This is a genomic window from Sphingobium sp. FG58 (assembly GCF_057809055.1).
Genome location: NZ_JBMDJF010000004.1, coordinates 60,580 through 87,529, shown reverse-complemented (window position 1 = coordinate 87,529; position 26,950 = coordinate 60,580). Strand labels below are relative to the sequence as shown.

Below are 26,950 nucleotides of genomic sequence, written 5' to 3'. Positions count from 1 at the left end.
CCGATCGCCCAAACCGATCGGCTAAAGCTGGTTGTCCAAACCAGCCGCATGGCGGGCGGCGATATAGCCAAAGGTGAGCGACGGGCCGATGCTTGCGCCCGCGCCGGGATAGACATTGCCCATGACCGATGCGGTCGTGACCCCGGTGGCGTAGAGGCCTGAGATCACGCTGCCTTCGGCTGTAACGACGCGGCCCTTGTCGTCGGTGATGACGCCGCCATAGGTGCTGACGTCGCCCGGCACGACCGGAACGGCGTAGAAGGGCGCCCTGTCTATCGCACCGATGGCGCTACGCTCCGAGAAGGGATCGCCGACGAAGCCGCAATTGTCATAGGCGCGCTCGCCCCGGTGGAAATCTTCATCCACCCCCTTGGCCACATGCCCGTTCCAGCGCGCCACGGTCGCGGCCAGCGCGGCGGGATCGACATGGATGCTGGCGGCCAGTCCCTCGATCGTGTCGGCGGTGTGGAGATAGCCGCTTTCGATCCAGTTTTCAGGGATCTTCTTGTCGATGAATTTGCCCGCGATCGCATAGAGTTCGGCATATTGGCGGTCGAGTATGGCCCAGCTGGGAACCGACGGGGCGACGAGATTCCGTTTGCGCATATTTTCGCAATAGAGTTCGTAACTGCCGCCTTCGTTCATGTAGCGCTGGCCGGTCTGGTCGACCAGGATCGCGTGCGGCTTGCCGGTCATCGACTGGGCGCCGGGCGCGACATAGAGCTTGTCCCAGCCGGGCGCGAGGGTCATCTGATAGCCGACCAGCTGGTCCATCTGCGCCAACTGGCCGCCGGCCCGTTCCAGTTCGCGGTGCATCTCTCCGGTGTCGCCCTCAGCGGTTTGCGACCATTGCGCCTGCGTGCCGGGCATATAGGTGTCGCGCATCGCCTGATTTTGGGCAAAACCGCCCGCATTGACGAGGACGCCAAGTCGCGCGCCGATCCGCCACGGCTTGCCGTCACGCATCGTCACGACCCCGGTGGCTGTCCCATCCTCTATCACCAGTTCGCTGACCGGTGCGTTCAGCCGCAGCTCTGCGCCCGCCGCCAGCCCGGCCTTGAGCAAGCGCCCCTGCAACGCGCCGCCCGCCGTGGTATATTTGCGGCCCAGCACCAGATCACGCAGGGTGCGCAGGATGATACGCGCCAGCATCTTGCCCGACGCCTTGTTCGTGCGGCGATGGCCCTGCGCTTCCATCCCCTCGACCAGCGTGACATTGAATTCGGCAAAGCCCTTGCGCAGCTTGTCACGCCATGACCCCAGTTCCTTGCGATCGAAGGGTTTGGCGACGACCGTGCGCGACGTCTTGCAGCCGCCCGGCAGCTCGTCATAATAGTCCGGCCAGAAGGTCGCGCCGCGTTGCAGCGCCACGCCCTTGTCCACCAGAAAGTCGATCGCGCGGGGTGCCTGTGTCACATAGGCTAGCCGTTTTTCGCGCGAGGTGCCGGGTGCCGGAGCGCCGTCCAGTTGCTGGAGCGCGTCGAGATAGGTCATGGCCGCGTCGGCGCTGTCCTGCTCGCCGTCGGCCAGCATGAAGCGGTTGGCGGGAATCCACATGACGCCACCCGACTTGGCAGTGGTGCCGCCAGCCCAGACGGTTTTTTCGAGGATGACGACCGACTTGTCGGCATGGCGCATGACCAGCGCGGAAATCATCGATCCAGCGCCGCTGCCGACGACCACCCAGTCGAACGTCTCGTCAAACCCGGCCATGCTCCGCTCTCCCTTATGTCTTGCCGCGAAGCTATAGCGCGATGACAGGGAATGGCAGCTCGCGCGGGCAAACGGGCTGCGCTTATCGCCATGGCGACGTTGGCAGGGGCACGGAGCATGATAAGGGAGGGGCAAGGAGACCCGCGCATGAGCCAGCCACTGCCCCTGTTCCAGACGATTTTGCTCGAACGACGCGAACGGTTGCTGGTCGTGACGCTCAATCGGCCCGATGCGCTGAACGCGGTCAATCTGACGCTGCATGACGAATTGCCCGAAGCGCTGACCTTTGCGGCGACCGACCCGGAGTCCGACGTCATCCTGCTGACCGGCGCGGGTCGCGCCTTTTCGGCTGGCGGCGACATTGCGCATATGGAGCATAATGCCGCCAACCCGCATCTGTTCGACCATGAGGCGCGGCAGGCCAAGCGGATCGTCTTTGCGATGCTGGACATCGAGAAGCCCGTGGTGTGCCGGATGAATGGCCATGCGGTGGGTCTGGGCGCGTCGATCGCTTTATTGTGCGATGTGATCTTTGCCGCCGAGGGGGCGAAGATCGGTGATCCGCATGTCGGCATCGGGCTGGTTGCCGGGGATGGCGGCGCGCTGGTGTGGGCGCAGCGGATCGGGCTGGCCAAGGCCAAGGAATATCTGCTGACTGGCGAGTTGCTGTCTGCGCGCAAGGCGGCGGAGATCGGTCTGATCAACCATTGTGTTGCGCCGGAGGAACTGGACGGGGCTGTGGATGCCTTTTGCGGCAAGCTGCTGGCGGGCGCGCCCAATGCGATCCGCTGGACGAAAGTGCTGACCAATATGGAGTTGAAGCGGATCGCCAGCGCGGTGATGGAAGCGGGGATCGCCTATGAATCGCTCAGCGTCCGTAGCGCCGATCATCGTGAGGGGATTGCGGCGCTGAAGGAGAAGCGCGCGCCGCGGTTTACAGGGCAGTAGGGTCAGCTAATGTCCGCTAGTCGCACCCAGCGGCGGGTTTCGCTCGACAGGCGGATGGCTTGCTGGAGGCGTTCAACCTCCAGCGCTTCGGCAAAGTCCGGGGCGCTAGTGCCGCGTCCGTGGATCGCTTCCACCATTGCGTGCATCGATAGCGCCATGGGATAGCTGGGCTGGGGTTCGCTCTGCCAGTCGAGGGCGATGCCAGGTACGGTCTTGTAGCTGTCGGAGATAGCGATGTCTTGCAACGCGCCGCCCAGCTGGCCACCGCGCAGGGTGCAGTCGCGCGCGGTTGGGAAGGTGGGCGAGGAAGCGACCAGTCGCCCCCTGTCGCCAAAGACATCGATCAGCCAGCCGTCGTGCAGCGCCATGCTCCAGCTGATCTGCATCTGCATGGTGAGGCCGCTTTCGAAGCGCAGGATGACATTGGCGAAATCAGTGGTTTCGGGCGTGATCGCATCGCCATCGGGGAAGCGCCACTCGCGCAATATCTGGCTGTCGTCGGCGACCAGTTCGGCGATCGGGCCGAACAGATGGCGCAGCATGTAGAGCGCGTGGCTGCCATTGTTGCGGACGGCTGAGACACCCTGCCCGCTTTGCGCGAACCAGTTATAGGGGAATTGTTTGATCGGGCTGTTGAACAGCGACAGGTTGAAATGGCAGGTGCCACCCAACGGACTGCCGACATAGTCCGAGTCCAGCATCGCCTTCATCTGGGCATGGGCTGGCAGCCATTGGGAGAAGGCATCGACCACGCCGATGCTGGTTCCGGTGCGCCATGCCGCGTCGATCGCCTTGGCCCCGGCCCAGTCGGGAGCATGGGGGCTGGCATTATAGACATGTTTGCCATTGGCGAGCGCGGCCAGCACCATCGGCAGACGAACGCTGGGCCTTGTCCCCAGATCGACAATATCGATATCCGGGTCGGCGCACATTTCGGCTGCGTTCCAGAAAGCGCGCGGCAGGTTCAGCCGGTCGGCGGCGGCGCGGGCAGTTTCCTCCCGCGATGTGCAGATCGCGGTGACGTCTACGCCGGGAATGGCGCGCCAGGCGGGCAGATGGGCGAAGGCACCCCAGGCGGCGCTGACGATGCCGACGCGCAATGGTCTCATTCGATCGTGCCGAGGACCGTACCGACTTCATAGGTTTCGCCGGGCTGGGCGATGATGCGCAGCGTGCCGCTGGCAGGCGATTCCACTTCATTGGCCGACTTGTCGGCTTCGAGCAGATAGAGCGGCTGGCCTTCCTCGACCTGCGCGCCATCTTCGGCGAGCCATTCGGCGATCTGGGCCTCGGTCATCGAAAAGCCGATTTTGGGCAGCAAAATGTCGGTCGCCATGGTCTTGTCCCTCATGCAAACAGGAATGTCTCTTGGCATCCGTCATGCCCGCTCCGGCGACGGTGCGGCAATGCGCAGGGGCGATGATGCAGCCAATATCGTTGCCGCGATAGCGCCCGGAATCAGTAGCCGCGGCTGTCGGTCCAGTCCTCGGTCTCGCCGGGCTTGTAGGTCTTGCCGGGGGTCTTGCCCGATGCGGTCTTGAGGTCGAAGCCGATCGGGTCCGCGCCGCCCTCGATGCCGACGCCGAAGGAAGAGAGCGCCCAGCTGGTCATCACATAATGGCCGATCGAAAATACCAGATCCATCTGCTGCTGCTTGGTGAAATGGCGACCCAGCACGGCCCAATTGGCATCGCTGATCGTGCCGTCGGCGATGAGTTCATCGACCGAGCGAAGCACGGCGTCGTCCGCCTCGTCCCAATTGCCGCCGTTGGGATAATCGCGGATGGCGGCGATATCCTCCAGCGTCAGGCCGGCGTTCAGGCCATAGCCGACATGATTATGCCATTCATAGGCGGACTTCACAGCCCATGCGACGCGCAGGATCAGCAGTTCCAGATGCCTGGTCGACAGTGAGTTGGACATAAGCAGATGCTTGCCCCAGACATTATACATCTTGCCCAGTGCAGGGTGATTGGCCATGACCATTAACACATTGGTTTTAGAGCCTTCTTCCCATGAATTGGGTTCGCCCCAATAGGAAAACACCTCGCGCGCATCGTCGGTCCACTCCTCGCGCGGGAGCGGCAGGATGCGGGGTTTGATGTCGGTCATGGCTGGGTCACTCCTTGGGTCAATGCGGCCGCTTCACTGTCGCAGCCGGTGGGCCGGGCCTTGGCACGGGCGATATCCTTGCGCGCGGCTTTCATGTCTTTCTGAAACGTCCGGTCGGCGTTCAGCCGTGCGAACACAACCGTGGCGGCAAGGCGGCCTTCCTCGGTATCGCTGAGCCAATGGACGTTGCAGATGCGGCGGCTGTCGCCAAAGGCGCGGCCGCGCGCGACCAGGGCCGGGGCAATGTCCGGGCGCAACTCGGCCAGCACCAGCCCCCAACCATAGCCGATGGCGCTGTGGCCGGACGGATAGGAGCCGTCCTTGCGCAACACCGGTTCCCAGTCCGGGGTGCAGGTGGGTTGTCCGTTGACCATGAAGGGGCGCGGGCGGGCGTAGCGATGCTTGATCGCGCTGGTGGACATGCCGAAATCGGCGATGGTCCGGCGCAGCAGCCGGTCGAGCCGGGGCGTCGTGTCCGGGCCGATCGCAACGCCGAGCGTGCAGGAGAAGGTCGCGGTCGCTTTGGGACTAAGCAAATCGGCGTCTGCGGTCGCCAGCGTCCAGCGCGGGCTGCCTCTCAGCGTCAGCGCGGCCTTCGCCCCCTCCTCATCGCGGGCCAGCGCGGCGGAGCCGGGTGCGGGCGGCGGCGGGGCGAAGCTGTCGGGCAATGGCCCGCTCTTGAGGTAGCCCGTGCCTAGCCGGGGCGCGGCGGGTTCGGCTGCAACGCTGGGCAGCGCGATCGTGGCGAGGCAGGCGGCGAGGAAGTAAGCTTTCATAGCGTTACAGCCCCTCGACCAGCAGTGCGCGGTAGGGGGCGCCCTTTTGCCGCAGGAGCGCCGATTCCTGATATTCCGGGCTGTTGTACCAGGCGCGCGCTTTGTCTGCGTCGGGAAATTCCAATATGACGACGCCCTCCGGCCCCTCACCCTCCAGCGTTTCGAGCGCACCATAGACGGCCAGCGGTTTCAGCCCATAGTCGGCGACGAAACGCCCGGCATGGCTGCGGTTCATGCCGCTATAGGCGTCCATCGCCGCCTGATCGGTTATCGGGCCTTCGCGGGTGAAGATCATATAGGCCGGCATTACCTGTCCTTTTCAATGCGTCGCATGGTTGATCGCCGCGCCGTTCCAGCCACCGGCCGCCGCGAAATCGGTGCGGCAGGACCGGCTGGCGATCCAGGCCAGGATAGTGCTGGGAATGCCGACCAGCAACGCCCAGCGCATCGCCATGCCCAGCGAATCCTCGCCATAAGCGGGGCGCAAAATGTCGCTGAGCCAGCCGACCAGCACCGGTCCGCCGCCAAGGCCGATGACTTGAATCGACACCATCAGCACGGCGATGGCGGTCGCGCGCGAGCGGGACGGGACAAGGCCAGCGACCACGGCCATCAGCGGCGCGGCGGACAGGCCGCCGATCAGCATGTTGAGACCATAGAGCGGGAACACCCGGTCGGCCGAGCCGGTCAGGATCAGCCAGCCAATGCCGGTGGCCAGCGCGCCACTGATCATCAGCATCCAGACATACCAGCGCATGTCGCGACGGCCCAGAAAGTCCGCCAGCGGGCCGCCGACGGTGTGGCCGATCGCGGACCCGAAGAAGAGCGCCCCGCCCATCTGCAACCCGGCTTCATTGGCGGGCATACCGTGGGTGCGCTCCATGAAGGCGGGCGCCCAGCTGATAAAGCCCATGGTCAGCAACGCATTCAATGAGGCGGCGAGAATGAGCGGTGGCAAGGTCTTGATCGCCATCAGTTCGCGCGCGGTCTTGAGAAACGACGCCGGCGGGCCTGTCTCCACCGGCGCGCCATCGGCCAGACCCGCGCGGGTATCGCGCAGGGTGAACCAGACGATGGGGGCCAGGATGAAGCCGGGGATGCTGGCGAAGATCAGCGTGTTGCGCCAGCCATATTCATGCACCGCCCAGCCGCCGATCGCCGGACCCAGGAAGGTGCCAAGCGACGCGCCAAGCAGGAAGATGGACAGCGCGGTCGCGCGCTGGCGAACAGGGAAAAGGTCGGCGATCCATGCCTGCGACGGCGCGGTATAGCCCCCTTCGCCAAGGCCGATGCCTGCCCGCCCGATCAGCAAGACCCAAAAGCTCTTGGCCGCGCCGCAGACTATGACCGCGGCGCTCCATAGCGTTGCCGCGATCGCGACCACTTTGCGCTTCGACCAGCGATCGGCCAGCCGCGCGAGCGGGATGATGGCCAGAATATAGACGATGGCGATGATCATGTCCTTGACCATGCCGATCGCTGCGTCGGACAGGCCCAGTTCGCGGCGGATCGGTTCGACCATCACCACCATCAGATAGCGTTCGCCCTGCACGGAGGCAGACACCAGCACCATGATGAAGAGGAACCAGGACCGGTAGGCCATGCTGGGCAGCGCCTCTGACAGCGCGGGCGCGCGTGGTTCGATGTCGGCCATATATTTCCTCGCCTCTTATTCTGTCGGGGTCGGCCTACATCGCCGCCGTGTCGGCGGTCGGGCGGATCAGGATTTGCGACACGTTCGCCCGTGCGGGCAATGATGTGATGAAAAGGATCGCTTGCGCGATGTCGTCCGGCTGCATCGCTGTGTCCTTGCCGACATGGTCGGTCATCGCCGCGCGCATCGCCGGATCGCTGATGCCGCTTGCGACTTCGGTGGCGGTCGCGCCCGGCTCGACGATGGACACGCGGATACCCGCGCCGCCCACTTCCTGACGCAGGCTTTCGGTCAGGCCGGTGAGGCCGAACTTGCTGGTCGAATAGGGACCGAACAGCCCGGCTGCGCGCCGCCCGGCGGTCGAGGAGATATTGATGATGTCGCCGCTGCCCTGAGCCTTCATCGGGCCGATCGCCGCCTTGCAGGTGTAGAGCGTGCCAAGCAGGTTGATGTCTATCACCCGCCGCCATTCGTCGAGCGAGAGGCTTTCCAGCCCGCCCGCCTGGATGACACCGGCGGAATTGACGAGGATGTCGATGCGGCCAAGCCGATCGATGGTGTCGGTGACGGCGCGGGTGGCGTCCGCCTCCACCGCCATGTCGCCGGGCAGCGCGATGGCCTTGCCGCCCTCCCCAACAATATGATCGACCAATGCGCCCAATCGATCGACGCGCCGGGCCGACAGCGCCACGCTTGCTCCCGCACCCGCCAGAGCCAGTGCAGCCGCCTCGCCAATGCCCGACGATGCGCCGGTCACCAGCGCGACCTTTCCTGTCAGGCTGCCTGCCATGTCCGCTCCTTCTATGTCCGTTGCGGCGATGATCGCCCGAAGGCGCATGGCCGCACAAGGCAAGCGGGTGACATATCGCTCAGGCGGGCGGGCGGCGATTGTCCGGCTGGCCTGCCGTGAGGCCATGATAGCGCGGGGGCGATTTGCCTGGCGCGGTCCGACATGGCAGCCAGTCTGTGCCTGAACAGCCCGACATGGCATCATAACAGGAGACGAGGATGGGATCGGCCTATTGGGGCGAATTGCGGACGCATTGGCGCCCGTTGCTTGCCGCGACCATGGGACTGGGATTCGGCATAGGTCTGTCCGCCTATACGATGGGCCTGTTTGCGCCCAAGCTGATCGCTGAATTTGGCTGGCCCAAATCGCAATTCGCGCTGCTGGGCAGTTTCGGGCTGCTGATGCTGATCGCGCAGCCGATCACCGGGCGGCTGACCGACCGTTTCGGGGTGCGCGCCGTGTCCGCCGTGGGCGTGCTGGCCGGGCCGAGCGCCTATATCGCCTTTGCAATGCAACCCGGCAGCATTCGCGCCTTCTTTGCCATTGCGGTCTTGCAGATCGTGGTCGGTACGCTGACCACATCGCCTGTCTATACCAGGATCGTGGCGGAGCGGTTCGAGCGGGCGCGCGGGCTGGCCTTTTCCATCGTCATGACCGGGCCGCCGCTGGTGGGTGCGGTGATCGCGCCGCTGCTGGGCAGGTTCATCGAGAGCGAGGGGTGGCGCAACGGCTATCTGCTGATGGGCGGGGTCACGATGATGTTCGGCCTGATCGCCGTGCTGATGACGCCGCCGCATATCGGCGTGCATCAGGACGCGGATGTGCCGGTGGAACCCAAAGCGGGCTATGGCGTGATCGTGCGCAATCCGGCCTTCTGGGTGCTGATCGTCGGCATGATATTGGTGAATATCCCGCAAGGGTTGCTGTCGTCGCAGTTGAAGCTGGTGCTGATGGATAGCGGTGCGCAGTCGCAGACTGCGACCTGGCTGATTTCCGTCTTTGCGATCGGCGTGATGGTGGGCCGCTTTGCCTGCGGTCTGTCGCTCGACCGGATGGAGCCGCATCTGGTTGCGGCGCTGACGCTGTCAATGCCGGCCATTGGCATGATGCTGATGGCGTCGCCCTTCGACAGTACCATCGTGCTGGCGCTGTCGGTCGGGATGATGGGGCTGGCGCAAGGGGCCGAGGGGGATATCGCGGCCTATCTGGTGTCGCGGCGGTTCGGGCTGAGCGTGTTCAGTCTGGTCATGGGGCTGGTCGGCGCGTCGATCGCGGGCGGCGCGGCGCTGGGGTCGCTGACGCTGAGTTACACGCTGGGCCTATGGGGCAGCTATGCGCCCTTCCTGATGATCGGTGCCTGCGTCACGATCATGGGAGCGGCACTGTTCCTGACCTTGGGCCATGGTTCGCGAAAGATGGAGGCGGTGCGCACATGACGAGCCGGGCAAAAGTCGCTGTCGTCACGGGCGCAAGCGCGGGCATTGGCAAGGAAGCAGCGCGCGCGTTGCTGCAAATGGGATGGCGGGTGATCGGCGTCGGGCGCGATCCGGCGCGGTGCGCAGCGGCGGAGGCGGAACTGGCCGCCCTGCCCGACGCGGATTTCACGATGATCCGGGCGGACATGGCGCTGCTGGTGGAAACCGCGCGGGCGGCACGCGAGATTGCCGGGCTGGCGCCGGAGATCGACGCGCTGCTCAACAATGCGGGCGGGGTGATGGCGCGGCGGATCATCACGCCTGAGGGGCATGAAGCGACCTTTGCGTCCAATCACCTCGCGCCCTTTTTGCTGACGCAAAAATTGCTGCCCAATTTGCTGGCCGCGGCGGCGCGATCGGACCCCGGTTCGGTGCGGGTGGCGGCGGTGTCCTCCACGGGCCACGAACATTGTGCCGGGATTGCGTGGGACGATCTGAGCTTTGCCGAAGGGTTTGTCGGTGGCGCGGCCTATTGCCATGCCAAGCTTGCCAATATCCTGTTCATTCGCGAACTGGCGCGGCGGCTGGAGGGAACGGGGATCGTCGCCCATGCGATGCATCCCGGCGTGGTGGCGAGCAATTTCGCCAGCCACTGCGACGCGCCGATGCAGGCTTATATGGAATCGATCGCCGACCAGGCGCTAACCCCGGCGCAGGCGGCGGACACGCTGATGTGGCTGGCGAGCGATGCGGCACCGGGCCGGTCGAGTGGCGGCTATTTTTACATGCGCGAGGCCGTGGTCTGTTCAGCGGCGGCGCAGGATGATGCTGCCGCTGCGCGATTGTGGCGGGTGAGCGAGGCTCTGGTGGCGGGCTACTGAAAGCGGGCGATCACCTGCGGCATGTCCGCCGTGGTGCGGATGCCGGGCGGGGCGTCGCAGACCGCTGCAATCGCGTTGACCGCGCGATGGGCGGTCAGGCCGGGGGTGAAGGCGGCATAATCTTCCGGGGCGACCGGGAAGCCTATATCGACTTCGACCGGCGTGTCCCCCTCCACCCGGATGCGCCAGCCGGATTCGCGCAGCCGCCAGTCGGGCTGGTCGATCTCGCGGCTGCAATACCAGTTGGCGCGGAAGCGCAGCACTGGTTTGCCATCGCGCATCCCAGACACGGTGATGCGCTGGGCGGCGACGGTGCCGGTCGGGATAGTGCCAGCCGCAATCACGATATCGCGGGTTGCCGCGCCCATTTCGCCGACCGCGTCCCAGTTGTCGATGGTGATGCCCGACGCATCGGCCAACTGGGCCAGCGAGCCTGCGAAGTCGCCCTTAACATGTTCGATCTGGCGCGGGTCGAAGGCGCTGGGGGTGCGGCCAAAGCCCATGATGTTGAATAGCAGGTCGGGCGAATTGCGGTTCGACACGTCGCCATATTCGTCGATCGTCAGGCAATCGAGCCGACGCGAGAGGGAGAGCAATGGAATGGGCAGGGCTTCGGTCACGAAGCCGGGGCTGGAGCCGGTGCTGTAGATGGAGCTATTGCCGGTGCGGCAGGCCGCCTCGATCTTGTCGCGCGCAGCCGGGTCCATTGCGGGCGGATGATGGAAGTCGCCACGGGTCGTGACGACATTCTTGCCCGATGCGAGCAGGCGGCACAGTTCGTCCAAGTCGGTGCCTTGTCGCATGTAGAGGACGCAATCGGCCTCCATCGCGACAAGATCATCGACTGAGCCTGTGGCGATGATGCCGCAGGGGGCCAGCCCGGCAAGGTCGCCCGCATCCCTGCCGCGCTTGTCGTTGGAACTCACCCACAGGCCGACAAGGTCGAGCGCGGGATGATCGATCACCGTGCGTAGCGCGCGGGAGCCGATATTGCCGGTGGCCCATTGGATGACGCGGTATCGCCGCTTGCCTGTCATTGCCTCTCCTTCCGGGCATCATGGCCCGATATAGTTGATCATGCCCTGTTGCGGATCAGGCGTATCGGGACGCCAGCGCACCGATCCGAATGGTCGTTCCAGCCGCCGCCGCACGCGCAAAACGCCCGGCCTGCTATGAAAGGAACTGGCGTGGGACTGGATGTCCTTGTCCGCCTGGGTGAAGCGTTCGCGCATGTGCAGATAGTCGCCCCAGGTCGGGCATTGATAGCGTTCGGTCCATTGGGCCGGATCGGCAATGTCGCGCGAAATGGACCAGTTGAACCCGCCATTGCGCAGCCGCGTGCGCTGGACCTGCAACATCGCGCCGTAGAAATCGCGCGCCCGTTCGGGATCGACTTCATAGTCTATTTCGATGATGATCGGTCCCGACCGGCCGGTCAGCGCCATGCCGACTTCCGGTTCGTTACTGAGCAGGAAGGGTTCGACATCCGATTCCTTGGTGTCTGGCAGGGGCAGCAGCAGGCCGATGACCGGTAGCGCCGCCAGCGCAAGACCGGACAGATAGAGCGCACCATCGACCGACAGCTGACCCGCAACCCAGCCCCACAAGGCCGCGCCGATCGCGATGCCGCCGGTCAGCGCCGAGGAGAAGAGCGAGAGCGCCCGCGCGGTCACCCAGCGCGGGGCTGACAGCTGGACCGCAACGTTGAACAGGGCGATGGTCAGGATATTGGCCCCGCCCGCGATGAACAGGGCGAAGCAGGTGAGCGGCACCGAGCGGCTGAAACCTGCCAGCGCCAGCGCCGCGCCGCTGAGCAGCGCCAGCAGCGTCACGGTACGATGGGTGCCGAGCCGTTCCCGGCAGGGCGCCACCAGCAAGGCGCCGCCCACCGCGCCCAGCCCGCCTGCGCCCAGCAGCAGGCCAAAGGTGCTGGCGTCGCCACCCAGCAGATGCTTGGCGATCAACGGTGCAAGCGCGGATGAGGATGCCCCCGCCAGACCGAACAGGAAAGCCCGCACCAATACCGTGCGGATCGGTGCGGCGTGAAGGGCGTAGCGCGCGCCGGACACGATCGCGCGGTGGATCTGTTCAGGCGGCAGGCGTGATGAGATATGGCGGCGCTGCCAGAGGAAGAAGGCGATGAACAGCGGCAGATAGCCGATGGCGTTGACGGCAAAGGCGGCATGAGCGCCCGCCGCCAGCACGATCACCCCGCCGATTGCCGGGCCGAAGCTGCGCGCGACATTATAGCTGATCGTGCCAAGCGCGATGGCGGCGGGCAGATGATGCGGGCCGACCTGCTCACTGATCGAGGATTGCCAGGCGGGCGAATAGAGCGCGACCCCCGCGCCGATGAGCGAGCAGAAGGCCAGCAGCATCCAGGGCGAGCTATGGCCGGACCAAGCGAGCAAGGTGAGGATGGTCGCACATACCATGGAGAAAGCGAGGCCCACCATGGCGATGCGCCGCCGGTCGAACATATCGGCCAGGGCGCCAGCCGGCAGCGCCACCAGCATCAGCGGCAGCATCAGCGCGCTTTGCACCAGCGCCACCATGCCGGGTGATGGGGTGAGCCGGGTCATTTCCCATGCCGCGCCGACGCCCAGGATCAGCTGGCCGAAATTGGACAGCAGGCTGGCGCTCCAGATACGGCGGAACACAGGTTCGCGCAGCGGCGCAAAAGTGCCGCCCGATGACCGATCATGCCCGCCACTCGCCATCCTGCCTCCTGCGCTTTTTGATCCCGACCCACCTTGGGCAGCGGGCGGTCCTGCCGTCCACCCTGCACGCCCCGGCCCGTCTGATCAATCGCCCATGCGATTGGGAATGTGCGCCTTCCATGCGATAGCGAAGCCAGCAATCTACGGGAGACGAGCCTTGGCAGAGGCCTATATCATCGACGCGGTCCGCACGCCGCGCAGCATCGGCAAATTGGGTAAGGGCGCGCTGTCGCATCTGCACCCGCAGCATGTCGCAGCGACCGTGCTGCGCGCGATCCGCGACCGCAACGGCATCGATACCGCAGATGTGGACGACATCATCTGGGGCACCAGCGCGCAGATGGGATTGCAGGGCGGCGATATGGGGCGGATGGCCGCGCTCGACGCCGATTATGATGTGCGCGCGTCCGGCGTCACGCTCGACCGTTTCTGCGGCAGCGGGCTGACCGCGACCAATCTGGCCGCGGGGCAGATCATGGCCGGGATGGAGGATCTGGTGATTGCGGGCGGCACGGAAATGATGTCGCACGTCATGTCCTATGGCCAGTCGTTGCGCGAGGCAGGTGTGCCATCGGTCGGCGGGCTTGGCACCGGCAATATGCGGTTGCAGGCCAAGCATCCCCAGTCGAACCAGGGCGTGGCCGCCGATGCGATTGCCGCGATGGAGGGGATCAGCCGCGAGCAGCTGGATGCCTTTGGCGCGGAGAGCCAGCGACGGGCGGGAATCGCTCTTAAGGAAGGGCGCTTTGCGCGGTCGACCGTACCTGTTGTGGACGATGATGGCGCGGTGATATTGGACCATGAGGAATATCCCCGGCCCGACACGACGGCCGAGCAGCTGGCGCAGTTGAAGCCTGCCTTTGCCGCCTTTCTGGACATGCCGTCGCGCGCCGATGGCCCGACATTCCGTCAGCTGATCAACCAGGTCTATCCCGATCTGGCGATTACGCCGCTGCATCATGCCGGAACATCGTCGGGCGTGGTCGATGGGGCGGCGGCGATCCTGCTGGCGTCGGCGGATTATGCGAAGCGCCATGGCCTGAAACCCCGCGCGCGGATCGTGGCGACCGCCAATATGGGGGACTGCCCGACGCTAATGCTGAACGGGCCGGTGCCGGCGGCGCGCAAGGTGCTGGCGCGGGCGGGGCTGCGGATCGAGGATATCGACGTGTTTGAAGTGAATGAGGCGTTCGCGGTCGTGACCGAAAAGTTCATCCGCGATCTGGGTATCGACCGGGCCAAGCTCAATCCCAATGGCGGGGCGATCGCGCTGGGCCATCCGATCGGTGCGACCGGGGCGGTGCTGATCGGCACGGCGCTGGACGAGCTGGAGCGGACCGGCGGACGTTATGGCCTGATCACCATGTGCGCGGCGGGCGGCATGGCGCCAGCGATCATCATCGAACGTGTCTGATCCAGCGCAGACCATCGCACCGGCCTGCAACGAGGACGGTTTCGTTTCGCCGCAATGGCGCTATGGTACGCGCTTCATGGCTGAACCGAATGACGATCTGCTGGCTGATGACGCGAAGGCGCTGATGCGCAACGCTTCGCTGAAGCTGGCGGTGATCGCGCGGCAGTTGCGGGCGCATTTCGACCAGAGCGTGGTGCGGCTGGGCGTGACGCGGTCGCAATGGACGGTGATCGCGGTGGTCGCGCGCCACCCCGGCGCGACGCAGCGCACCATCGCCAATATGCTCGAAATTGCCGAAGCGTCGGCTGGGCGATTGATCGACCGGCTATGTGCCGAAGGGTTGCTGGAGCGGCGGGCCAAGGACGATGATCGTCGCGCTCATGCGGTGTTCCTGACCGAGGCGGGACAGGCGATCACGGCGCAATTGGCGGGGATTGCGCGCGCCAATGAGGAAGTGGCATTTGCCGGATTCGATCATGACGACCTGCACCGGATCAATGCGCTGCTGGATATGATTTCCGAGAATATCGCCAAGACGTGAAAAAGGCCGCTCCGGGTCAGGGAGCGGCCTTTTCAAGGCGAAGGGCCAAAGCCCCTCCGATCAATGCGCGGTCAGCAGGTCGCGCTTCGACAGGTTGGTCACCAGCTTGCCATCGGCAGCAGCCAGGCTGGCGGCGGGGACGGCGACCATCTTGCCGTTGAGGATGATCTGCGCGGCGCCATCGGCACCGACGCGATAGACGGCGGCAAGGCGATCGCCCGACGCGGTGTAGAGCATCTTGCCCTTATATTCGGTGGCGATGGTCGAGGCCGAGGTCAGCTGCACCGCGTCATCAGCGGCAGCGACCTGCGGCACGACGGCGACAGCGAGTGAGACATAGGCGGCGATTTTGGCAAAACGGATCATGGTGAACCTCTGGGCATAAAAGGGAGAGCGATTCATTTAATACTAAGCCAGGTTAGTAGTTCGGCAAAAACATGTCAAGCTAGCTTAGTATTTTATTTTTGCATGTGCGAAGAAAAGGGCGCGCCGCTGGTGCGACGCGCCCTGCAATCGGCGTCAGAATATGCGGCTGATCAGCGCGGCGGGAAGCGAATCGCGCCGTCGATGCGGAAGGTCTGGGCGTTGATGTAACTGTTGCGGGCCAGCTCCATGGCGAGCGACGCAAATTCTTCGGGCTGCCCCAGTCTACGCGGGAACGGCACCGATTTTTCCAGATTTTCATACATGGGCGGGTTCATGTCCTTGAACCGCAGCATCGGCGGGGTCGCGAAGATGCCGGGCATGATCGCGTTGACGCGAATCCCCAGATCCATGAGATCCCGCGCCATCGGCAGGACCATGCCGTTGACCCCGGCTTTGAGCGATCCATAGGCGATCTGGCCGACCTGGCCATCCTCCGCCGCGGCGCTGGACGTCAGGATGATGCTGCCCCGTTCATTGTCGGCCAGCGGATCGAGCGCGGCCATGCCGAGCGCAGAGATGGAGGCCATGCGGTAGCTCGCGACCAATATGCCCTGCGCGGAAATCGCATAATCTTCGGTCGACAGCCGTTTGAAACCGCCGCTTTCCTTGTCTTTCGAGACAGTCTTGCCACCCTTCGACACCATGGCGCAATGGACCAGCAGCCGTTCCTCCCCCTGGGCGGCACGGGCGCTGTCAAAGCCTGCGATCGCGCTGTCTTCGGACATGATATCGACGCGGTGGAAGGTCGCGCCGACCTGCGCCGCGATGCCTTCGCCCTGATCCTGATTAATGTCGAAGATAGCGACCTTCGCACCCGCAGCGCGCAACGCCTTCACCGTGGCCAGGCCCAGGCCCGATGCGCCGCCGGTGACGATGGCGGAAAGCGAAGAGTCGATCAGCATGGCAATCCTTCCGGTATCTTATTCCCTCCGCTATCGGCCCGGATTTCCCGGCGCTCAATCCCAGTTTTTCGGACCGTGCCGCATATCGTGGCGGCGTTGAGGCGGGGCTTTGCATCGCGCTAGCGATAGCCCGCACCCAACAGCCTGTCGGCTCTTGCGGCAACCGCCACAGCTTCTACCACTTTTAAGCGATGAAGGCTGCGTTGCGCGGCGAATGAGGGGATGAGAATTTATGACCCAGGTCATGAAGGGTGTGCGCGTACTGGAAGTGGCGCAATTCACCTATGTGCCTGCCGCAGGGGCGATCCTGGCCGATTGGGGCGCGGACGTCATCAAGATCGAGCATCCGGTGCGCGGCGACACGCAGCGCGGGTTCCTGAACATGGGCGGCGTGACGCTCGATCCGCTACGTCATACCTTGTTCGAACATCCCAATCGCGGCAAGCGCAGCGTGGGCATCGACCTGTCCACCGCCGAGGGACAGGAAGTGCTTTATGAGCTGGCCAAGACGGCTGACGTGTTCCTGACCAACTACCTGCCCCAGGTGCGGCAGAAGAACAAATTTGACATCGAGCATATCCGCGCGGTCAACCCGAACATCATCTATGCCCGTGGCAGCGCGCTGGGTAACAAGGGGCCGGAGCGCGAAATTGGCGGCTTTGACGGCACCTGCTTCTGGTCGCGCAGCGGCGTCGCCTATGCGATGACGCCCGAAGCCCTGCCGGGTCCGCTGACCCAGGGCATTCCCGCATTCGGCGACTCGATCGGCGGGATGTTCATCGCCGGTGGCATTTCCGGGGCGCTGCTCCATCGCGAAAGGACCGGCGAGGCGACCGAACTGGACGTGTCGCTGCTGAGCGCGGCCTGGTGGGCGTCGGGCGCGCTGATTTCGCAGGTGATGGAAACGGGCATCGAGACGCGCAACGGAATGCCGGTATCGGGCGGATCGCTGCGCAACCCGTTCATGGGCAATTTCCGCACGTCCGATGGCGGCACCATCAACCTGTGCATGGTCAGCCCGACCGGCCTGATCGCCGACACCTTCGCGCATGTGGGCGTGCCGGAAGCCGCCGACGATCCGCGCTTCAAGGATGTGCTGTCGCTCATTGAGAATGCGGGCGCGGCGAGCGACATATTGGTCAAGGCGTTCGCGCAAAAGCCCTTCGCCTATTGGCGGTCGCACCTGAAAACGATGAAGGGCCAATGGGCGCCGGTGCAGAGCTTTGCCGACCTGTTGACGGACGAACAGGCGCTGGCCAACGACATGATCATCGAGGTCGAGGGCGCCGATGGTGGCAAGCCGTTGCGGCTGGTCCGTGGCCCGGTGCAGTTTGACGGCAAGCCGCTGGAAACCACCCGTGCGCCCCAGGCATCGGAGCATACCGAAATCGTGCTAATGGAACTGGGCGTCGAATGGGACCAGATCGAACAATGGAAAGCCAGCGGCGCAATTGCGTGACGCTTTGAAAGGCAGGATGGACATGAAGCCCGGAACGAAACTGAAAAGCGCGGTGTGTGACACCGAAGTGATGGTGATCCGCAGCGGCACTGGCGGCATAGAATGCGGCGGCGCGGCGATGGGCGAAGCGAAGCCCGATGCGATCGGCGCGCCGGACGCGGCCTTTGCCGCAGGCACGCTGATGGGCAAACGCTATGTCGATGCGGCCGGGACGTTCGAGTTGCTGTGCGTCAAGCCGGGCAAGGGATCGCTGTCGGTCGATGGCGTGGCGCTGAGCATCAAGGATGCCAAGCCCCTGCCCGCGTCGGACTGACAATACCCCATGAACATCGCCCTTTTTCTGGAAATGGCCGCCGATACAGCGCCCGACCGTATCGGCCTGGTCTGTGACGGCCAGCGCTGGTCCTATGCCGATCTGCTGGCTGGCGCACGCGGCGCGGCGGCGCTGATCCGCGACAGCGGCTGCGCCCATGTCGCTTTGCTGGACGAGAGCAGCGAGGCGGCGGCAATGGCGCTGTTTGGCGCGGCGCTGGCGGGTGTCCCCTATGTGCCGTTGAATTACCGGCTGGCCGATGCGGACCTTGGCGCATTGCTGGAGCGGATCACCCCGGCGCTGATCGTGGGCGATGTCGATCGGGTAAGGCGGCTTTGCCCGGCGGACAGCAATGTCGTGCTGACCCGCGCTGCCTTTGTCGAGGCGGCCCAGGCGCGCGCTGTGGATGCGCCGAGCGAGGGCGAGGATGGCGAAGGGGTCGCGATCCAGCTGTTCACCAGCGGCACCACCGCCGCGCCCAAGGCGGCGATTTTGCGGCACGCGAACCTTGTGTCCTATATATTGGGGACGGTCGAATTTGCCGCTGCGCCGGAAGAGGATGCCGCGCTGGTCAGCGTGCCTCCCTATCATATTGCGGGCATCGCCGCTTTGCTCAGCTCCATCTATGCGATGCGGCGCATATTGATGCTGCCCGCTTTCTCGCCCGAAGCCTGGCTCGATCTGGCGGCAGGCGAAGGGGCGAGCAATGCCTTTGTCGTGCCCACCATGTTGTCGCGGATTATCGAGGCGATGGCGAAAGGTCATCGGCCAGACCTGTCCGCGCTGCGCGCGATCGCTTATGGTGGCGGCAAGATGCCGACCGAATTGATCCATCAGGCCCTGGACCTGTTTCCCGCGACCGGCTTCACCAATGCCTATGGGCTGACCGAGACCAGTTCGACCATCGCCCTGCTGGGACCGGACGAGCATCGCGCGGCGCATGGATCGGACGACCCGACCGTGCGGGCGCGGCTGGGATCGGTGGGCCGACCGCTGCCGACCGTCGAGATCGAGATACGCGACGAGGATGGCGCTGTGTTGCCGCCGGGTGAGCCAGGCGAAATCTATGTGCGTGGCGAGCAGGTGTCGGGCGAATATCGCGAACGCAGCGCGCTGGACGCCGACGGCTGGTTCCCGACGCGCGACGCGGGCTATATCGACGCGGACGGCTATCTGTTCCTGTCGGGCCGCGCCGACGATGTGATCGTGCGGGGGGGCGAGAATATCTCGCCGGGCGAAATCGAGGATGTGGTCATGACCCATCCGGCGGTGGCCGAAGCGGCGGCGGTCGCGATTCCGTCGCACGAATGGGGTGAGGCGGTCGGGCTGATCGTCGTGCCGCGCGCGGGGCATGATGCGCCGGGCGAGGAGGAATTGAAGCAGATGGTGCGCGCCCGGCTGCGGTCGTCGCGGGTGCCGGAACGGGTGCTGTTCGCCGACGCCCTGCCCTATAATGAAATGGGCAAGCTGTTGCGGCGGGAGATCAAGAAGCTGTTTGCCGCCTGACATGCCGCGCCCGCTGACCCTGCCGCTGGCTGGATGGGCGGAGGGAGAGTTGCGGGCGATGGGGATGCCCGCCGCGCTTTCCGGCGCGATGCTGATGGGCGAACGGGCGGCGTTGAACGGCTTTGCCGTGCCGGGGGCGGTATCGGCGGGGGGTGGATGCCGCCTCTATGCGACGCGGGACGGGCATGTCGCGCTAACGCTGGCGCGGCATGACGACCGGGCGATGTTGCCTGCACTGTTTCAGGACGGCGGACTTGATCCTGACGATGAGGCGCACATTGTGACGGCCTTTCGCGCGCATGATGGTGCTGCGCTGGTGGCGCAAGGGCGGATGATGGGGCTGGCGATTGCGCGTCTGGGCGAGGTGCCGGTATCGCCGCCATGTCAGGTCACGGCGGAAGGGCCGTTCAAGGCGCGGACGGGGCCATTGCTGGTCATCGACCTGTCGGCTCTATGGGCGGGGCCGCTGGCCGCGCAGCTGATCGGCCTGACCGGGGCGCAGGTGGTGAAGGTCGAGAGCCGCAACCGGCCCGATCGGATGCGCGAGGGCGATCCGGCGCTGTTTGCGCGGATCAATCAGGACAAGGATAATGTCGCGTTGGACCTGCGCGAGGTGGCGGACCGGGAGGCGCTGGTCGCGCTGATTCGCCAAGCCGATGTGGTGATAGAGGCGGCTCGGCCACGCGCTTTGCGGCAATTGGGGGTCGACGCCGATGCGCTGGTGCGGACGGTGCCGGGGCTGGTGTGGATGACGATCACGGGCCATGGCGCGACGGCGGATGCGGGCGACTGGATCGGCTTTGGCGATGATGCCAGCGTGGCGGGTGGGTTGAGTGATGCGCTGATGGCCGCGAGCGGGCGGGTGGGGTTTGGCGGGGATGCCTGCGCCGATCCGCTGACCGGCCTATATGCCGCGCGGCTGGCGCTGGAGCGGGTGCGCGACGGACGGGCGGCGCGGATGATCCTGTCGATGAGCGCGATCGTCGCCATGGCGCTGGACAGCGAGAGGCGGCGCGACGAGAAGGCGCTGATGACCGATTTGCAGGCATGGGGCGCAGCGCAGGGACACGCTTTTCCGGTGACGGATGTGCGTCCGGCCGGGCGCGTGGCGGCCATGGGGCAGGATAATGACTTCTGGCTGGCGCGATGCTGATCCGGCGGGCGGAGATGGGCGGGCAGACGCTCGCCGATGTGCGGATTGCAGGCGGGCGGATCGTGGCGATCGGGCAGCTTGCGCCGGGTGATGGCGAGCGGGTGATCGAGGCGGCGGGCGGGGCGTTGCTGCCCGGCTTGCATGACCATCATATCCATTGCGCCGCGCTGGCGGTGGCGCGCGAGTCGGTGGCGTGCGGGCCGCCCGATATAGTGGACGAGGATGGTCTGGCGGCGGCGCTGGCCCGGCCCGGTGACGGCTGGCTGCGTGGGATCGGCTATCATGAGAGCGTGGCCGGGATGCTGGACGCGGCGCGGCTGGACCGCTGGGCGGGCGCGCGGCCGGTGCGGGTGCAGCATCGGTCGGGGCGCATGTGGTTTCTGAACAGCGCGGCGATGGCGTTGTTGCTGGGCGATGGGCCGGTGCCGTCGGGGCTGGTCCGGATGAGCGGGCAGCTGTTCGATGCTGACCCATGGCTGCGCGACCGACTCGGCAGCGTGCCGCCCGATTTCGCTGCGATCGGGGCAGAGCTGGCGGCGATGGGGGTGACGGGGGTGACTGATATGTCGCCCGCCAATGACGGGGCGATGGCGGCGCATTTTTCGGCAGAGCATCAGGGCGGGCGGCTGCCGCAGCGGGTCGTGCTGGCGGGGACGCTGAAGCTGTCGGACGCGCCGCCCCTGCCCGGCATCATGATCGGCCCGGCCAAGCTGCATCTGCATGAACAGGCGCTGCCCGATTTTGACGATTGCGTGGCCTTCCTGCGCGGCGGGCATGATCGCGGGCGGGTAGCGGCGATCCATTGCACGACGCAGACCGAACTGGTTTTTGCGCTGGCGGCGCTGGCCGAGGCCGGGGTGATGTGGGGCGACCGGATCGAACATGCCGGGGTGACGCCCGATACGCTGCTGGCGGACATGGCCATGATGGGGTTGCACGCGGTCAGCCAGCCGCATTTCATCGCCGGGCGGGGCGACCGCTATCTGGCCGATGTCGATGTGCGTGACCGGCCCTTTCTCTATCGGCTGGGCGCGTTCGTTCGTGCGGGCGTGGTGCTGGCGGGGGGGAGCGATGCGCCCTTTGGCAGCGCCGATCCCTGGGCGGCGATGCGCGCGGCGGTGTCGCGGCGCACGGCGGCGGGCGTGATGGTCGGGGTGGATGAGGCGCTGACACCGGAGCAGGCGCGCGACCTGTTCCTGGCCGATCCGCTGGACCTTTCGCGGGTGCGGCGGGTGGAGGTGGGCGCGGCGGCCGATCTGTGTTTGCTGGACCGGGGCTGGAGTGAAGCACGCAGTCGGCTGGACGCGGGGGATGTGAGGTTGACGATGATCGGTGGATCAATCGTCCATGAGTGCGTCGATCAGGCCCCAGTCGAGTGCCGTCGCGGCGCTGATCCGGCGGCCTGACAGGATCATCAGCGCGGCGCGTTGCCGTCCGATCCGGCGCGATACGGACACGCAGCCGCCCGCGCCGGGGATGATGCCCATCGCCAGTTCGGGCAAGTGGAACCAGGCGCTGGGGCTGGCGGTCAGGCGGGCAGCGAAGGCCGCCATTTCCAGCGCGGAGCCGACGCAGGCACCCTGCACATGGACGTCCAGCCGGTCGGTGCAACGCACGATCGCATGGGCGGGGAGCGTGACCATGCGGATGGCGTGGGCGGTCGCGGGATCGCGGGTGGTGCCGAATTCGGAGAGGTCTGCGCCGACCGAGAAGCTGCGCCCTGCCCCGCGCAGGCTGATGCGGGCGATGTCGCGGTCCAGCGCCGCCAGATCGAACGCCTCGCGCAGGCCATCGCGCATCGGGCGGTCGATCGCATTATGGGCGTGGGCGCGGTCCAGCGTGATGGTGAGCTGGTCGTTGGTGCGGTCCAGTTGGACCTGGCCGGGCGGTGATGCTGGCACGGGGGTGCGAGTTGCCAGCCAGCTGGCATGGCCTTCGCTGCCCTGGAGCAGACCATAGGCCAGCGATTCGGCGACCAGTGCCGTGGCGGGGTCCATGCCCGCGATCAGGCGCAACAGCTGGACCAGTATGGTGGCGGCCTGTGGCTGGGCGGTGATGGCGGCGATGATCATGGCGAGCGAAGCGGGCGGTTCGATCAGCAGGTCGACGTCTTTGGCGCGGACCTGGTCCGGGGTGCCGATGCCGATCAGCGGACAGGGCGGTAGATGCCAGGGCGTGGCGTCCTGCACGGTCGCCAGATCGACAATCGCATAAGGCGCGCCCTCCCCGTCCCACGGGATCGTGAGGCATTGCGGGTCGATCGGGGCGGCGGGCGGCGTCATCATGGCAGGTTAGAAGCCCGTGCCGGTGTCGCAAACCGAAACATCCATTCATCGCCGTCGCGTTGCGCAAGAAGGTTGGCGGGACGCCCTCCCCTGCCCCACTATCGGCCATGTCAGGGAGATAGGCATGAGCTTGCAGCAACGCAGCATTGACGCCTTGCAACGTGACCCGGCGCTGCCGGCGATCGAATTTGAAGGACAGTGGCATGACTGGGGCGCGGTGCGCCAGGTCGCCGATGCGGTGCAAGCGGCGCTGATCGCGAGCGGGATCGGGGCGGACGCGCCGATCGCCTTCGTGCCGCGCAACCGTCCCGCAGCGCTGGCTGCACTGCTGGGATTGTTGGCGCAGGGGCGCACGATCCGCATGATCTACGCCTTCCAGTCGCCCGGCGGGATTGCCCGCGATGTCAAAAAAGCCGCAGGATCGACGCTGGTCGCCTTTGCCGACGATCTGACGGAAGCGGTGATCGAAGCCGCACGGGACGAGGGTATGGCGGTGATCGCGCTGGAGGGGATGGCGGCGACGCTGCGCAGTCCGGCGACGGGAGCAGCGTGTGCGCGGACTGGCCCTAGCCAGCCACAGATCGAGATATTGACGAGCGGCACCACCGGCCCGCCCAAATCTTTTGCCGTCTCCTATGCCCTGATGGAGCAGCATTTTCTGGGGTCGCCGCTGACCCAAAGGCAGGGCGAGGATGTGCAGGCCGCGCCACCTTTCCTGCTCTATTTCCCGATCGGCAATATTTCGGGCCTCTATTCCACCCTGCCGATGCTGATCCGGGGGCAGCGGATGCTGCTGCTGGAGCGCTTCACCATCGCCGCCTGGCACGACCATGTGCTGCGCTATCGCCCGGCCCATACGGGATTGCCACCCAGCAGTGTGCGCGGGGTGCTGGACGCGGATATTCCGGTCGCCGATCTGGTGTCGATCAAGGCGATCGGCTGCGGCGCGGCGCCGCTTGATCCCGGCGTGCAGCAGGCGTTCGAGGCGCATTATGGCATTCCGATCCTGCTATCCTATGGCGCCACCGAATTTGCCGGGCCGGTGGCGATGATGACGGCGGAATTGCACGCGACATGGGGCAAGGCCAAGCGCGGGACGGTGGGCCGGGCGATGCCGGGGGCGCAATTGCGAGTCGTCGATGCGGATAGCGGCCTGCCCCTGCCGCCCGATACACCCGGATTGCTGGAGGTCGTATCGCCACGAATCGGGCCGGACTGGATTCGCACGTCGGACATGGCGCTGATCGACGCGGAGGGATTCCTGTTTCTGCTGGGCCGGGCGGACGGCGCGATCATCCGGGGCGGGTTCAAGCTGCTGCCCGAGTCGATCGAACAGGCGCTGATGCTGCACCCGGCGGTCGCCGAGGCGGCGGTCATCGGCGTGCCGGACGCGCGGCTGGGGCAGGTTCCGGCGGCGGCGATCCGGCTGTCGCCTACGGCTATGCCCGTCGATGCCGACACGCTGGCGGCACATGTCCGCGTGCATCTGTTAGCGACGCATGTTCCGGTAAAATGGCTATTTTGCGACGATTTGCCGCGCACCCCGTCGCTCAAGACGGATCGGATGGCGTTGCGCCGCCTGTTCGACGAAACCGACAGCGAGTTGGACAATGCGACGATGAACAGCACATAAACGAGAGTATCTCATTTTTAATTGACAGGTCCGCCGCGTTAGTGAACACTACTGTTCATAAACCGGAGGAGAGGACCATGGCTCAAGTCGAGTCCAACAAGGCTAAGATCGCCAAGCGCGTCATCGAAGTGCTCGAATTCTTCGATGAGGATCACCCCCAGGCTACCGTGATGGACATTGTCCGCCGGTTCGACCGCCCCCAGTCCAGCACGTCTGAACTGCTGTCGAGCCTTGTGGACCTTGGCCTGCTGCACAAGGATCCCTGTTCGCGTTCCTATTCACCCACCCCGCGCGCCGCGATGCTGGGAGCTGCCGTTCAGCCCAAGCTGGTGCGTGATGGCGCACTGACGGGCCTGATCGACCGGCTGTCGGCGCAGACCGGCCTCGGCGTCGCCGTGTTCGGCATGGTCGGACTGAAGGCGCAGGTGTTCAACTGGCGCGTTGGCAAGCGGACCTTCCGCACTGCCGGTCCCGCCGGTTTCTGCGGTGGCCAGCAGGATCATCTGTCCGATAGCGCCGCTGGCTGGTTGCTGCTGTCGACCATTGCCCAGCCGCGTCGCGACGGCATGATCCGTCGCCTCAACGCCGAAGCAAGCGCCGACCGCAAATTCCTGCCCACCGAAATGGCGGCGCAGGTCCAGGCCTGCCGCGATCATGGCTTTGCCACCGGCAAGGCGGGCTTCGGCTCGATTGCCGACGTCACCGCCGTGCTGTTGCCCAACATGCCCGACGGCCAGCCGCTCGCGATCGGCTTCGTCTATGAGCCATCCGACCAGATCGATGCCGACAGCCTGCTGCGCACCCTGAACGAGGCGGTCCGCCGCTGCGTCGAGGAACCAGCGCCCGCGCCTGTCTCGCCGCTGTTCGATGCCAGCCGCCAGACCATGGAGGCCAAGCATGGCTGATGTGAAGGACAAAGCGGACGAGGGCCTGGCCGCTTCCGCGCGCAAATATTGGTCGGCCGAAGGCTATACCGAAGGCGGCGTCATCCGTGAGGTCGATTATGCGTCCCAGTCCGGCGGGCTCGACCCGTCGCTGGCGGGGATCAAGATCGTCGATACCGACACGCATATTACCGAAGCGCCCGACCTGTTCACGTCGCGCGCGCCCGCTGCGCTAAAGTCCAAGGTTCCCTATGTGAAGCTGGACAATGACGGGGTGGAGCGCTGGTATGTCGGCGACCGCAATTTCGGGTCGATGGGCGGCAATGTCATCCGCGCCGACAATAACAAGCTGCTGGGACGGCTGGCCTTTCCCAAGCTGGAGCAGGCGCATCCGGGTGGTCATCTGATCAAGGAACGGTTGCAGGCGATGGACGATATGGGCGTCTATGCCCAGATCGGTTTCCAGAATTCGGGCGTGACCCAGGCCGGGTCGCTGATGTCGCTGGGCGATCCCGATCTCGCGCTGGCCATCGTGCAGATGTATAATGACGCATCGGCCGAATATCAGCAGGTGTCGGGCAACCGCATTTTCAACATGGGTCATCTGCCCTTCTGGGACCAGAAGGCGCTGGAGACCGAAGCGCGCCGTTGTTACGACATGGGCCTCAAGGGCTTCGTCCTGCCCGACACGCCCGAACGTGTCGGCGTGCCGAGCTTCCTGCACGACTATTGGACGCCGTTCCTGGAGATGTGCGAAGCGACGGGTATGCCGCTCAACTTCCACCTCAATTCGGCGGTCGATCCCAATACGCTGACCTGGGAAGGCTTTGGCTTTGAACAGACGCTGTCGGTGGTGGCGACGATGTTCTCGATCGGCAATGCCGCGACGCTGGGCAACTGGATGGTGTCGGGACGGCTGGACCGTCACCCGAAGCTGAAGATCGGCCTCATCGAAAGCGGCATGGGCTGGCTGCCCTTCGCGATCGAGGCGCTGGAGCATCAGTTCAATGAGATGCTGCCGACCAAGAAAGGCCTGCTCAACAAGCGGCCATGGGAATATTTCCGCGACCATTTCTGGGTCACCTTCTGGTTCGAGAAGGTCGGTCCCAAGCTGCTGCTGGAAACCATCGGCGTGGACAAGGTGATGTTCGAAACCGACTTCCCGCATCCCACATCGCTCTATCCCGGCGTGCAGGCGCATGTCGTCGATGTGCTTGGCGGCTATGACTATGCGGTCAAGAAGAAGGTGCTGCAGGACAACGCGACCACCATGTATAATTTGCCCTTCTGATTGAGGGCATAACCGGGGCGCTCTGTCCCTCTCTCCAGAGCGCCCCGCTTTTTTTGACGATCATGCCCTTGAAAACTCGCTATTGGCGCATTGAATAACGCCCATCCTCTCCTGCAAGGTGAGGTGGATGGCCG

26 protein-coding genes are annotated in these 26,950 nt (G+C 65.3%); 13 read left to right on the top strand and 13 right to left on the bottom strand.

Features of this window, described 5'->3' with window-relative positions; all coding sequences use genetic code 11:
- Positions 1 to 21 precede the first annotated feature (21 nt).
- Positions 22 to 1,713, bottom strand: a complete 1,692-nt coding sequence (locus ACODR8_RS06995; RefSeq protein WP_489006564.1) for an FAD-binding protein — start codon at positions 1,711 to 1,713, stop codon at positions 22 to 24.
- A gap of 147 nt (positions 1,714 to 1,860) precedes the next feature.
- On the opposite strand from ACODR8_RS06995, the gene ACODR8_RS06990 reads away from it, so the two are divergent.
- Complete coding sequence (locus ACODR8_RS06990; RefSeq protein WP_489006563.1) at positions 1,861 to 2,661, top strand: enoyl-CoA hydratase/isomerase family protein; 801 nt, start codon at positions 1,861 to 1,863, stop codon at positions 2,659 to 2,661.
- A 2-nt stretch (positions 2,662 to 2,663) separates the two neighbouring features.
- Here the strand turns inward: ACODR8_RS06990 and ACODR8_RS06985 are convergent, their stop codons facing one another.
- From ACODR8_RS06985 to ACODR8_RS06955, 7 genes are all read right to left on the bottom strand, one after another.
- Entirely contained in the window at positions 2,664 to 3,770 is a 1,107-nt protein-coding gene (locus ACODR8_RS06985) for a Gfo/Idh/MocA family protein (RefSeq protein WP_489006562.1), read from the bottom strand.
- A complete protein-coding gene (locus ACODR8_RS06980) occupies positions 3,767 to 3,997 on the bottom strand; it encodes a biotin/lipoyl-containing protein (RefSeq protein WP_006950849.1) in 231 nt (76 codons plus the stop codon). The genes ACODR8_RS06985 and ACODR8_RS06980 overlap by 4 nt, the downstream gene beginning before the upstream one ends.
- Positions 3,998 to 4,119: 122 nt before the next feature.
- A complete protein-coding gene (locus ACODR8_RS06975; protein ID WP_489006561.1) occupies positions 4,120 to 4,773 on the bottom strand; it encodes a carboxymuconolactone decarboxylase family protein in 654 nt (217 codons plus the stop codon).
- Complete coding sequence (locus tag ACODR8_RS06970; RefSeq protein WP_489006560.1) at positions 4,770 to 5,549, bottom strand: acid phosphatase; 780 nt, start codon at positions 5,547 to 5,549, stop codon at positions 4,770 to 4,772. The genes ACODR8_RS06975 and ACODR8_RS06970 overlap by 4 nt, the downstream gene beginning before the upstream one ends.
- A gap of 4 nt (positions 5,550 to 5,553) precedes the next feature.
- The gene (locus ACODR8_RS06965) at positions 5,554 to 5,856 is read right to left on the bottom strand and encodes a DUF1330 domain-containing protein (RefSeq protein ID WP_489006559.1); all 303 of its coding nucleotides are present in this window, start codon (positions 5,854 to 5,856) and stop codon (positions 5,554 to 5,556) included.
- 12 nt (positions 5,857 to 5,868) lie between these two features.
- A complete protein-coding gene (locus ACODR8_RS06960) occupies positions 5,869 to 7,203 on the bottom strand; it encodes an MFS transporter (protein ID WP_489006558.1) in 1,335 nt (444 codons plus the stop codon).
- Between the two features lie 34 nt (positions 7,204 to 7,237).
- Positions 7,238 to 7,993 (bottom strand): SDR family oxidoreductase, encoded by a 756-nt coding sequence (locus tag ACODR8_RS06955; RefSeq protein ID WP_489006557.1) that lies wholly within the window; start codon positions 7,991 to 7,993, stop codon positions 7,238 to 7,240.
- 218 nt (positions 7,994 to 8,211) lie between these two features.
- Here ACODR8_RS06955 and ACODR8_RS06950 point away from each other — a divergent pair, with 218 nt between their 5' ends.
- Entirely contained in the window at positions 8,212 to 9,429 is a 1,218-nt protein-coding gene (locus ACODR8_RS06950; RefSeq protein WP_489006556.1) for an MFS transporter, read from the top strand.
- Positions 9,426 to 10,289, top strand: coding sequence for an SDR family NAD(P)-dependent oxidoreductase (locus tag ACODR8_RS06945; RefSeq protein WP_489006555.1), 864 nt, complete (start codon positions 9,426 to 9,428; stop codon positions 10,287 to 10,289). The genes ACODR8_RS06950 and ACODR8_RS06945 overlap by 4 nt, the downstream gene beginning before the upstream one ends.
- Here ACODR8_RS06945 and ACODR8_RS06940 read toward each other — a convergent pair.
- Positions 10,283 to 11,326, bottom strand: coding sequence for an NAD(P)H-dependent amine dehydrogenase family protein (locus tag ACODR8_RS06940; protein WP_489006554.1), 1,044 nt, complete (start codon positions 11,324 to 11,326; stop codon positions 10,283 to 10,285). The two genes, ACODR8_RS06945 and ACODR8_RS06940, sit on opposite strands and share 7 nt — an antisense overlap.
- An 18-nt stretch (positions 11,327 to 11,344) precedes the next feature.
- Complete coding sequence (locus ACODR8_RS06935) at positions 11,345 to 13,009, bottom strand: MFS transporter (RefSeq protein ID WP_489006553.1); 1,665 nt, start codon at positions 13,007 to 13,009, stop codon at positions 11,345 to 11,347.
- A gap of 157 nt (positions 13,010 to 13,166) precedes the next feature.
- Here ACODR8_RS06935 and ACODR8_RS06930 point away from each other — a divergent pair, with 157 nt between their 5' ends.
- Both ACODR8_RS06930 and ACODR8_RS06925 read left to right on the top strand, forming a co-directional pair.
- Positions 13,167 to 14,423, top strand: a complete 1,257-nt coding sequence (locus tag ACODR8_RS06930) for an acetyl-CoA C-acetyltransferase (protein ID WP_489006552.1) — start codon at positions 13,167 to 13,169, stop codon at positions 14,421 to 14,423.
- Complete coding sequence (locus tag ACODR8_RS06925) at positions 14,416 to 14,964, top strand: MarR family winged helix-turn-helix transcriptional regulator (protein ID WP_489006551.1); 549 nt, start codon at positions 14,416 to 14,418, stop codon at positions 14,962 to 14,964. Before ACODR8_RS06930 ends, ACODR8_RS06925 begins: the two co-directional genes overlap by 8 nt.
- A 60-nt stretch (positions 14,965 to 15,024) precedes the next feature.
- Here the strand turns inward: ACODR8_RS06925 and ACODR8_RS06920 are convergent, their stop codons facing one another.
- The gene (locus ACODR8_RS06920) at positions 15,025 to 15,330 is read right to left on the bottom strand and encodes a hypothetical protein (RefSeq protein WP_489006550.1); all 306 of its coding nucleotides are present in this window, start codon (positions 15,328 to 15,330) and stop codon (positions 15,025 to 15,027) included.
- A 170-nt stretch (positions 15,331 to 15,500) separates the two neighbouring features.
- Complete coding sequence (locus ACODR8_RS06915; protein WP_489006549.1) at positions 15,501 to 16,292, bottom strand: SDR family oxidoreductase; 792 nt, start codon at positions 16,290 to 16,292, stop codon at positions 15,501 to 15,503.
- Between the two features lie 232 nt (positions 16,293 to 16,524).
- Between ACODR8_RS06915 and ACODR8_RS06910 the strand changes: the two genes are divergently transcribed.
- Genes ACODR8_RS06910 through ACODR8_RS06890 form a run of 5 tightly spaced genes read left to right on the top strand, consistent with a single transcriptional unit; the run spans position 16,525 to position 22,129 of the window.
- Positions 16,525 to 17,751 (top strand): CaiB/BaiF CoA transferase family protein, encoded by a 1,227-nt coding sequence (locus ACODR8_RS06910; RefSeq protein WP_489006548.1) that lies wholly within the window; start codon positions 16,525 to 16,527, stop codon positions 17,749 to 17,751.
- 22 nt (positions 17,752 to 17,773) lie between these two features.
- Positions 17,774 to 18,064: a hypothetical protein gene (locus tag ACODR8_RS06905; RefSeq protein ID WP_489006771.1), complete on the top strand. Its 291-nt coding sequence runs from the start codon at positions 17,774 to 17,776 to the stop codon at positions 18,062 to 18,064.
- 9 nt (positions 18,065 to 18,073) lie between these two features.
- On the top strand, positions 18,074 to 19,570 hold the full coding sequence (locus tag ACODR8_RS06900) for a class I adenylate-forming enzyme family protein (protein ID WP_489006547.1): 1,497 nt from the start codon (positions 18,074 to 18,076) through the stop codon (positions 19,568 to 19,570).
- 1 nt (position 19,571) lies between these two features.
- Positions 19,572 to 20,723, top strand: coding sequence for a CoA transferase (locus tag ACODR8_RS06895; protein WP_489006546.1), 1,152 nt, complete (start codon positions 19,572 to 19,574; stop codon positions 20,721 to 20,723).
- A complete protein-coding gene (locus ACODR8_RS06890) occupies positions 20,717 to 22,129 on the top strand; it encodes an amidohydrolase family protein (RefSeq protein ID WP_489006545.1) in 1,413 nt (470 codons plus the stop codon). The genes ACODR8_RS06895 and ACODR8_RS06890 overlap by 7 nt, the downstream gene beginning before the upstream one ends.
- Here the strand turns inward: ACODR8_RS06890 and ACODR8_RS06885 are convergent.
- A complete protein-coding gene (locus ACODR8_RS06885; RefSeq protein WP_489006544.1) occupies positions 22,061 to 23,008 on the bottom strand; it encodes an enoyl-CoA hydratase/isomerase family protein in 948 nt (315 codons plus the stop codon). The genes ACODR8_RS06890 and ACODR8_RS06885 overlap by 69 nt on opposite strands.
- 124 nt (positions 23,009 to 23,132) lie before the next feature.
- Between ACODR8_RS06885 and ACODR8_RS06880 the strand changes: the two genes are divergently transcribed.
- The 3 genes from ACODR8_RS06880 (at position 23,133) to ACODR8_RS06870 (ending at position 26,816) form a co-directional block, all read left to right on the top strand.
- Complete coding sequence (locus ACODR8_RS06880) at positions 23,133 to 24,641, top strand: class I adenylate-forming enzyme family protein (RefSeq protein WP_489006543.1); 1,509 nt, start codon at positions 23,133 to 23,135, stop codon at positions 24,639 to 24,641.
- Between the two features lie 77 nt (positions 24,642 to 24,718).
- Positions 24,719 to 25,546 carry a helix-turn-helix domain-containing protein gene (locus ACODR8_RS06875; RefSeq protein ID WP_294135419.1) on the top strand — a complete coding sequence of 276 codons (828 nt, stop codon included), beginning with the start codon at positions 24,719 to 24,721 and terminating at the stop codon, positions 25,544 to 25,546.
- Entirely contained in the window at positions 25,539 to 26,816 is a 1,278-nt protein-coding gene (locus ACODR8_RS06870) for an amidohydrolase family protein (protein WP_489006542.1), read from the top strand. The genes ACODR8_RS06875 and ACODR8_RS06870 overlap by 8 nt, the downstream gene beginning before the upstream one ends.
- The last annotated feature ends 134 nt before the right edge of the window (positions 26,817 to 26,950 follow it).

Coding starts and splice junctions, on each gene's coding strand:
- ACODR8_RS06995 (WP_489006564.1), bottom strand. CDS start 1,713: ATGGCCGGGTTTGACGAGACGTTCGACTGGGTGGTCGTCGGCAGCGGC.
- ACODR8_RS06990 (WP_489006563.1), top strand. CDS start 1,861: ATGAGCCAGCCACTGCCCCTGTTCCAGACGATTTTGCTCGAACGACGC.
- ACODR8_RS06985 (WP_489006562.1), bottom strand. CDS start 3,770: ATGAGACCATTGCGCGTCGGCATCGTCAGCGCCGCCTGGGGTGCCTTC.
- ACODR8_RS06980 (WP_006950849.1), bottom strand. CDS start 3,997: ATGGCGACCGACATTTTGCTGCCCAAAATCGGCTTTTCGATGACCGAG.
- ACODR8_RS06975 (WP_489006561.1), bottom strand. CDS start 4,773: ATGACCGACATCAAACCCCGCATCCTGCCGCTCCCGCGCGAGGAGTGG.
- ACODR8_RS06970 (WP_489006560.1), bottom strand. CDS start 5,549: ATGAAAGCTTACTTCCTCGCCGCCTGCCTCGCCACGATCGCGCTGCCC.
- ACODR8_RS06965 (WP_489006559.1), bottom strand. CDS start 5,856: ATGCCGGCCTATATGATCTTCACCCGCGAAGGCCCGATAACCGATCAG.
- ACODR8_RS06960 (WP_489006558.1), bottom strand. CDS start 7,203: ATGGCCGACATCGAACCACGCGCGCCCGCGCTGTCAGAGGCGCTGCCC.
- ACODR8_RS06955 (WP_489006557.1), bottom strand. CDS start 7,993: ATGGCAGGCAGCCTGACAGGAAAGGTCGCGCTGGTGACCGGCGCATCG.
- ACODR8_RS06950 (WP_489006556.1), top strand. CDS start 8,212: ATGGGATCGGCCTATTGGGGCGAATTGCGGACGCATTGGCGCCCGTTG.
- ACODR8_RS06945 (WP_489006555.1), top strand. CDS start 9,426: ATGACGAGCCGGGCAAAAGTCGCTGTCGTCACGGGCGCAAGCGCGGGC.
- ACODR8_RS06940 (WP_489006554.1), bottom strand. CDS start 11,326: ATGACAGGCAAGCGGCGATACCGCGTCATCCAATGGGCCACCGGCAAT.
- ACODR8_RS06935 (WP_489006553.1), bottom strand. CDS start 13,009: ATGGCGAGTGGCGGGCATGATCGGTCATCGGGCGGCACTTTTGCGCCG.
- ACODR8_RS06920 (WP_489006550.1), bottom strand. CDS start 15,330: ATGATCCGTTTTGCCAAAATCGCCGCCTATGTCTCACTCGCTGTCGCC.
- ACODR8_RS06915 (WP_489006549.1), bottom strand. CDS start 16,292: ATGCTGATCGACTCTTCGCTTTCCGCCATCGTCACCGGCGGCGCATCG.
- ACODR8_RS06910 (WP_489006548.1), top strand. CDS start 16,525: ATGACCCAGGTCATGAAGGGTGTGCGCGTACTGGAAGTGGCGCAATTC.
- ACODR8_RS06905 (WP_489006771.1), top strand. CDS start 17,774: ATGAAGCCCGGAACGAAACTGAAAAGCGCGGTGTGTGACACCGAAGTG.
- ACODR8_RS06900 (WP_489006547.1), top strand. CDS start 18,074: ATGAACATCGCCCTTTTTCTGGAAATGGCCGCCGATACAGCGCCCGAC.
- ACODR8_RS06895 (WP_489006546.1), top strand. CDS start 19,572: ATGCCGCGCCCGCTGACCCTGCCGCTGGCTGGATGGGCGGAGGGAGAG.
- ACODR8_RS06890 (WP_489006545.1), top strand. CDS start 20,717: ATGCTGATCCGGCGGGCGGAGATGGGCGGGCAGACGCTCGCCGATGTG.
- ACODR8_RS06885 (WP_489006544.1), bottom strand. CDS start 23,008: ATGATGACGCCGCCCGCCGCCCCGATCGACCCGCAATGCCTCACGATC.
- ACODR8_RS06880 (WP_489006543.1), top strand. CDS start 23,133: ATGAGCTTGCAGCAACGCAGCATTGACGCCTTGCAACGTGACCCGGCG.
- ACODR8_RS06875 (WP_294135419.1), top strand. CDS start 24,719: ATGGCTCAAGTCGAGTCCAACAAGGCTAAGATCGCCAAGCGCGTCATC.
- ACODR8_RS06870 (WP_489006542.1), top strand. CDS start 25,539: ATGGCTGATGTGAAGGACAAAGCGGACGAGGGCCTGGCCGCTTCCGCG.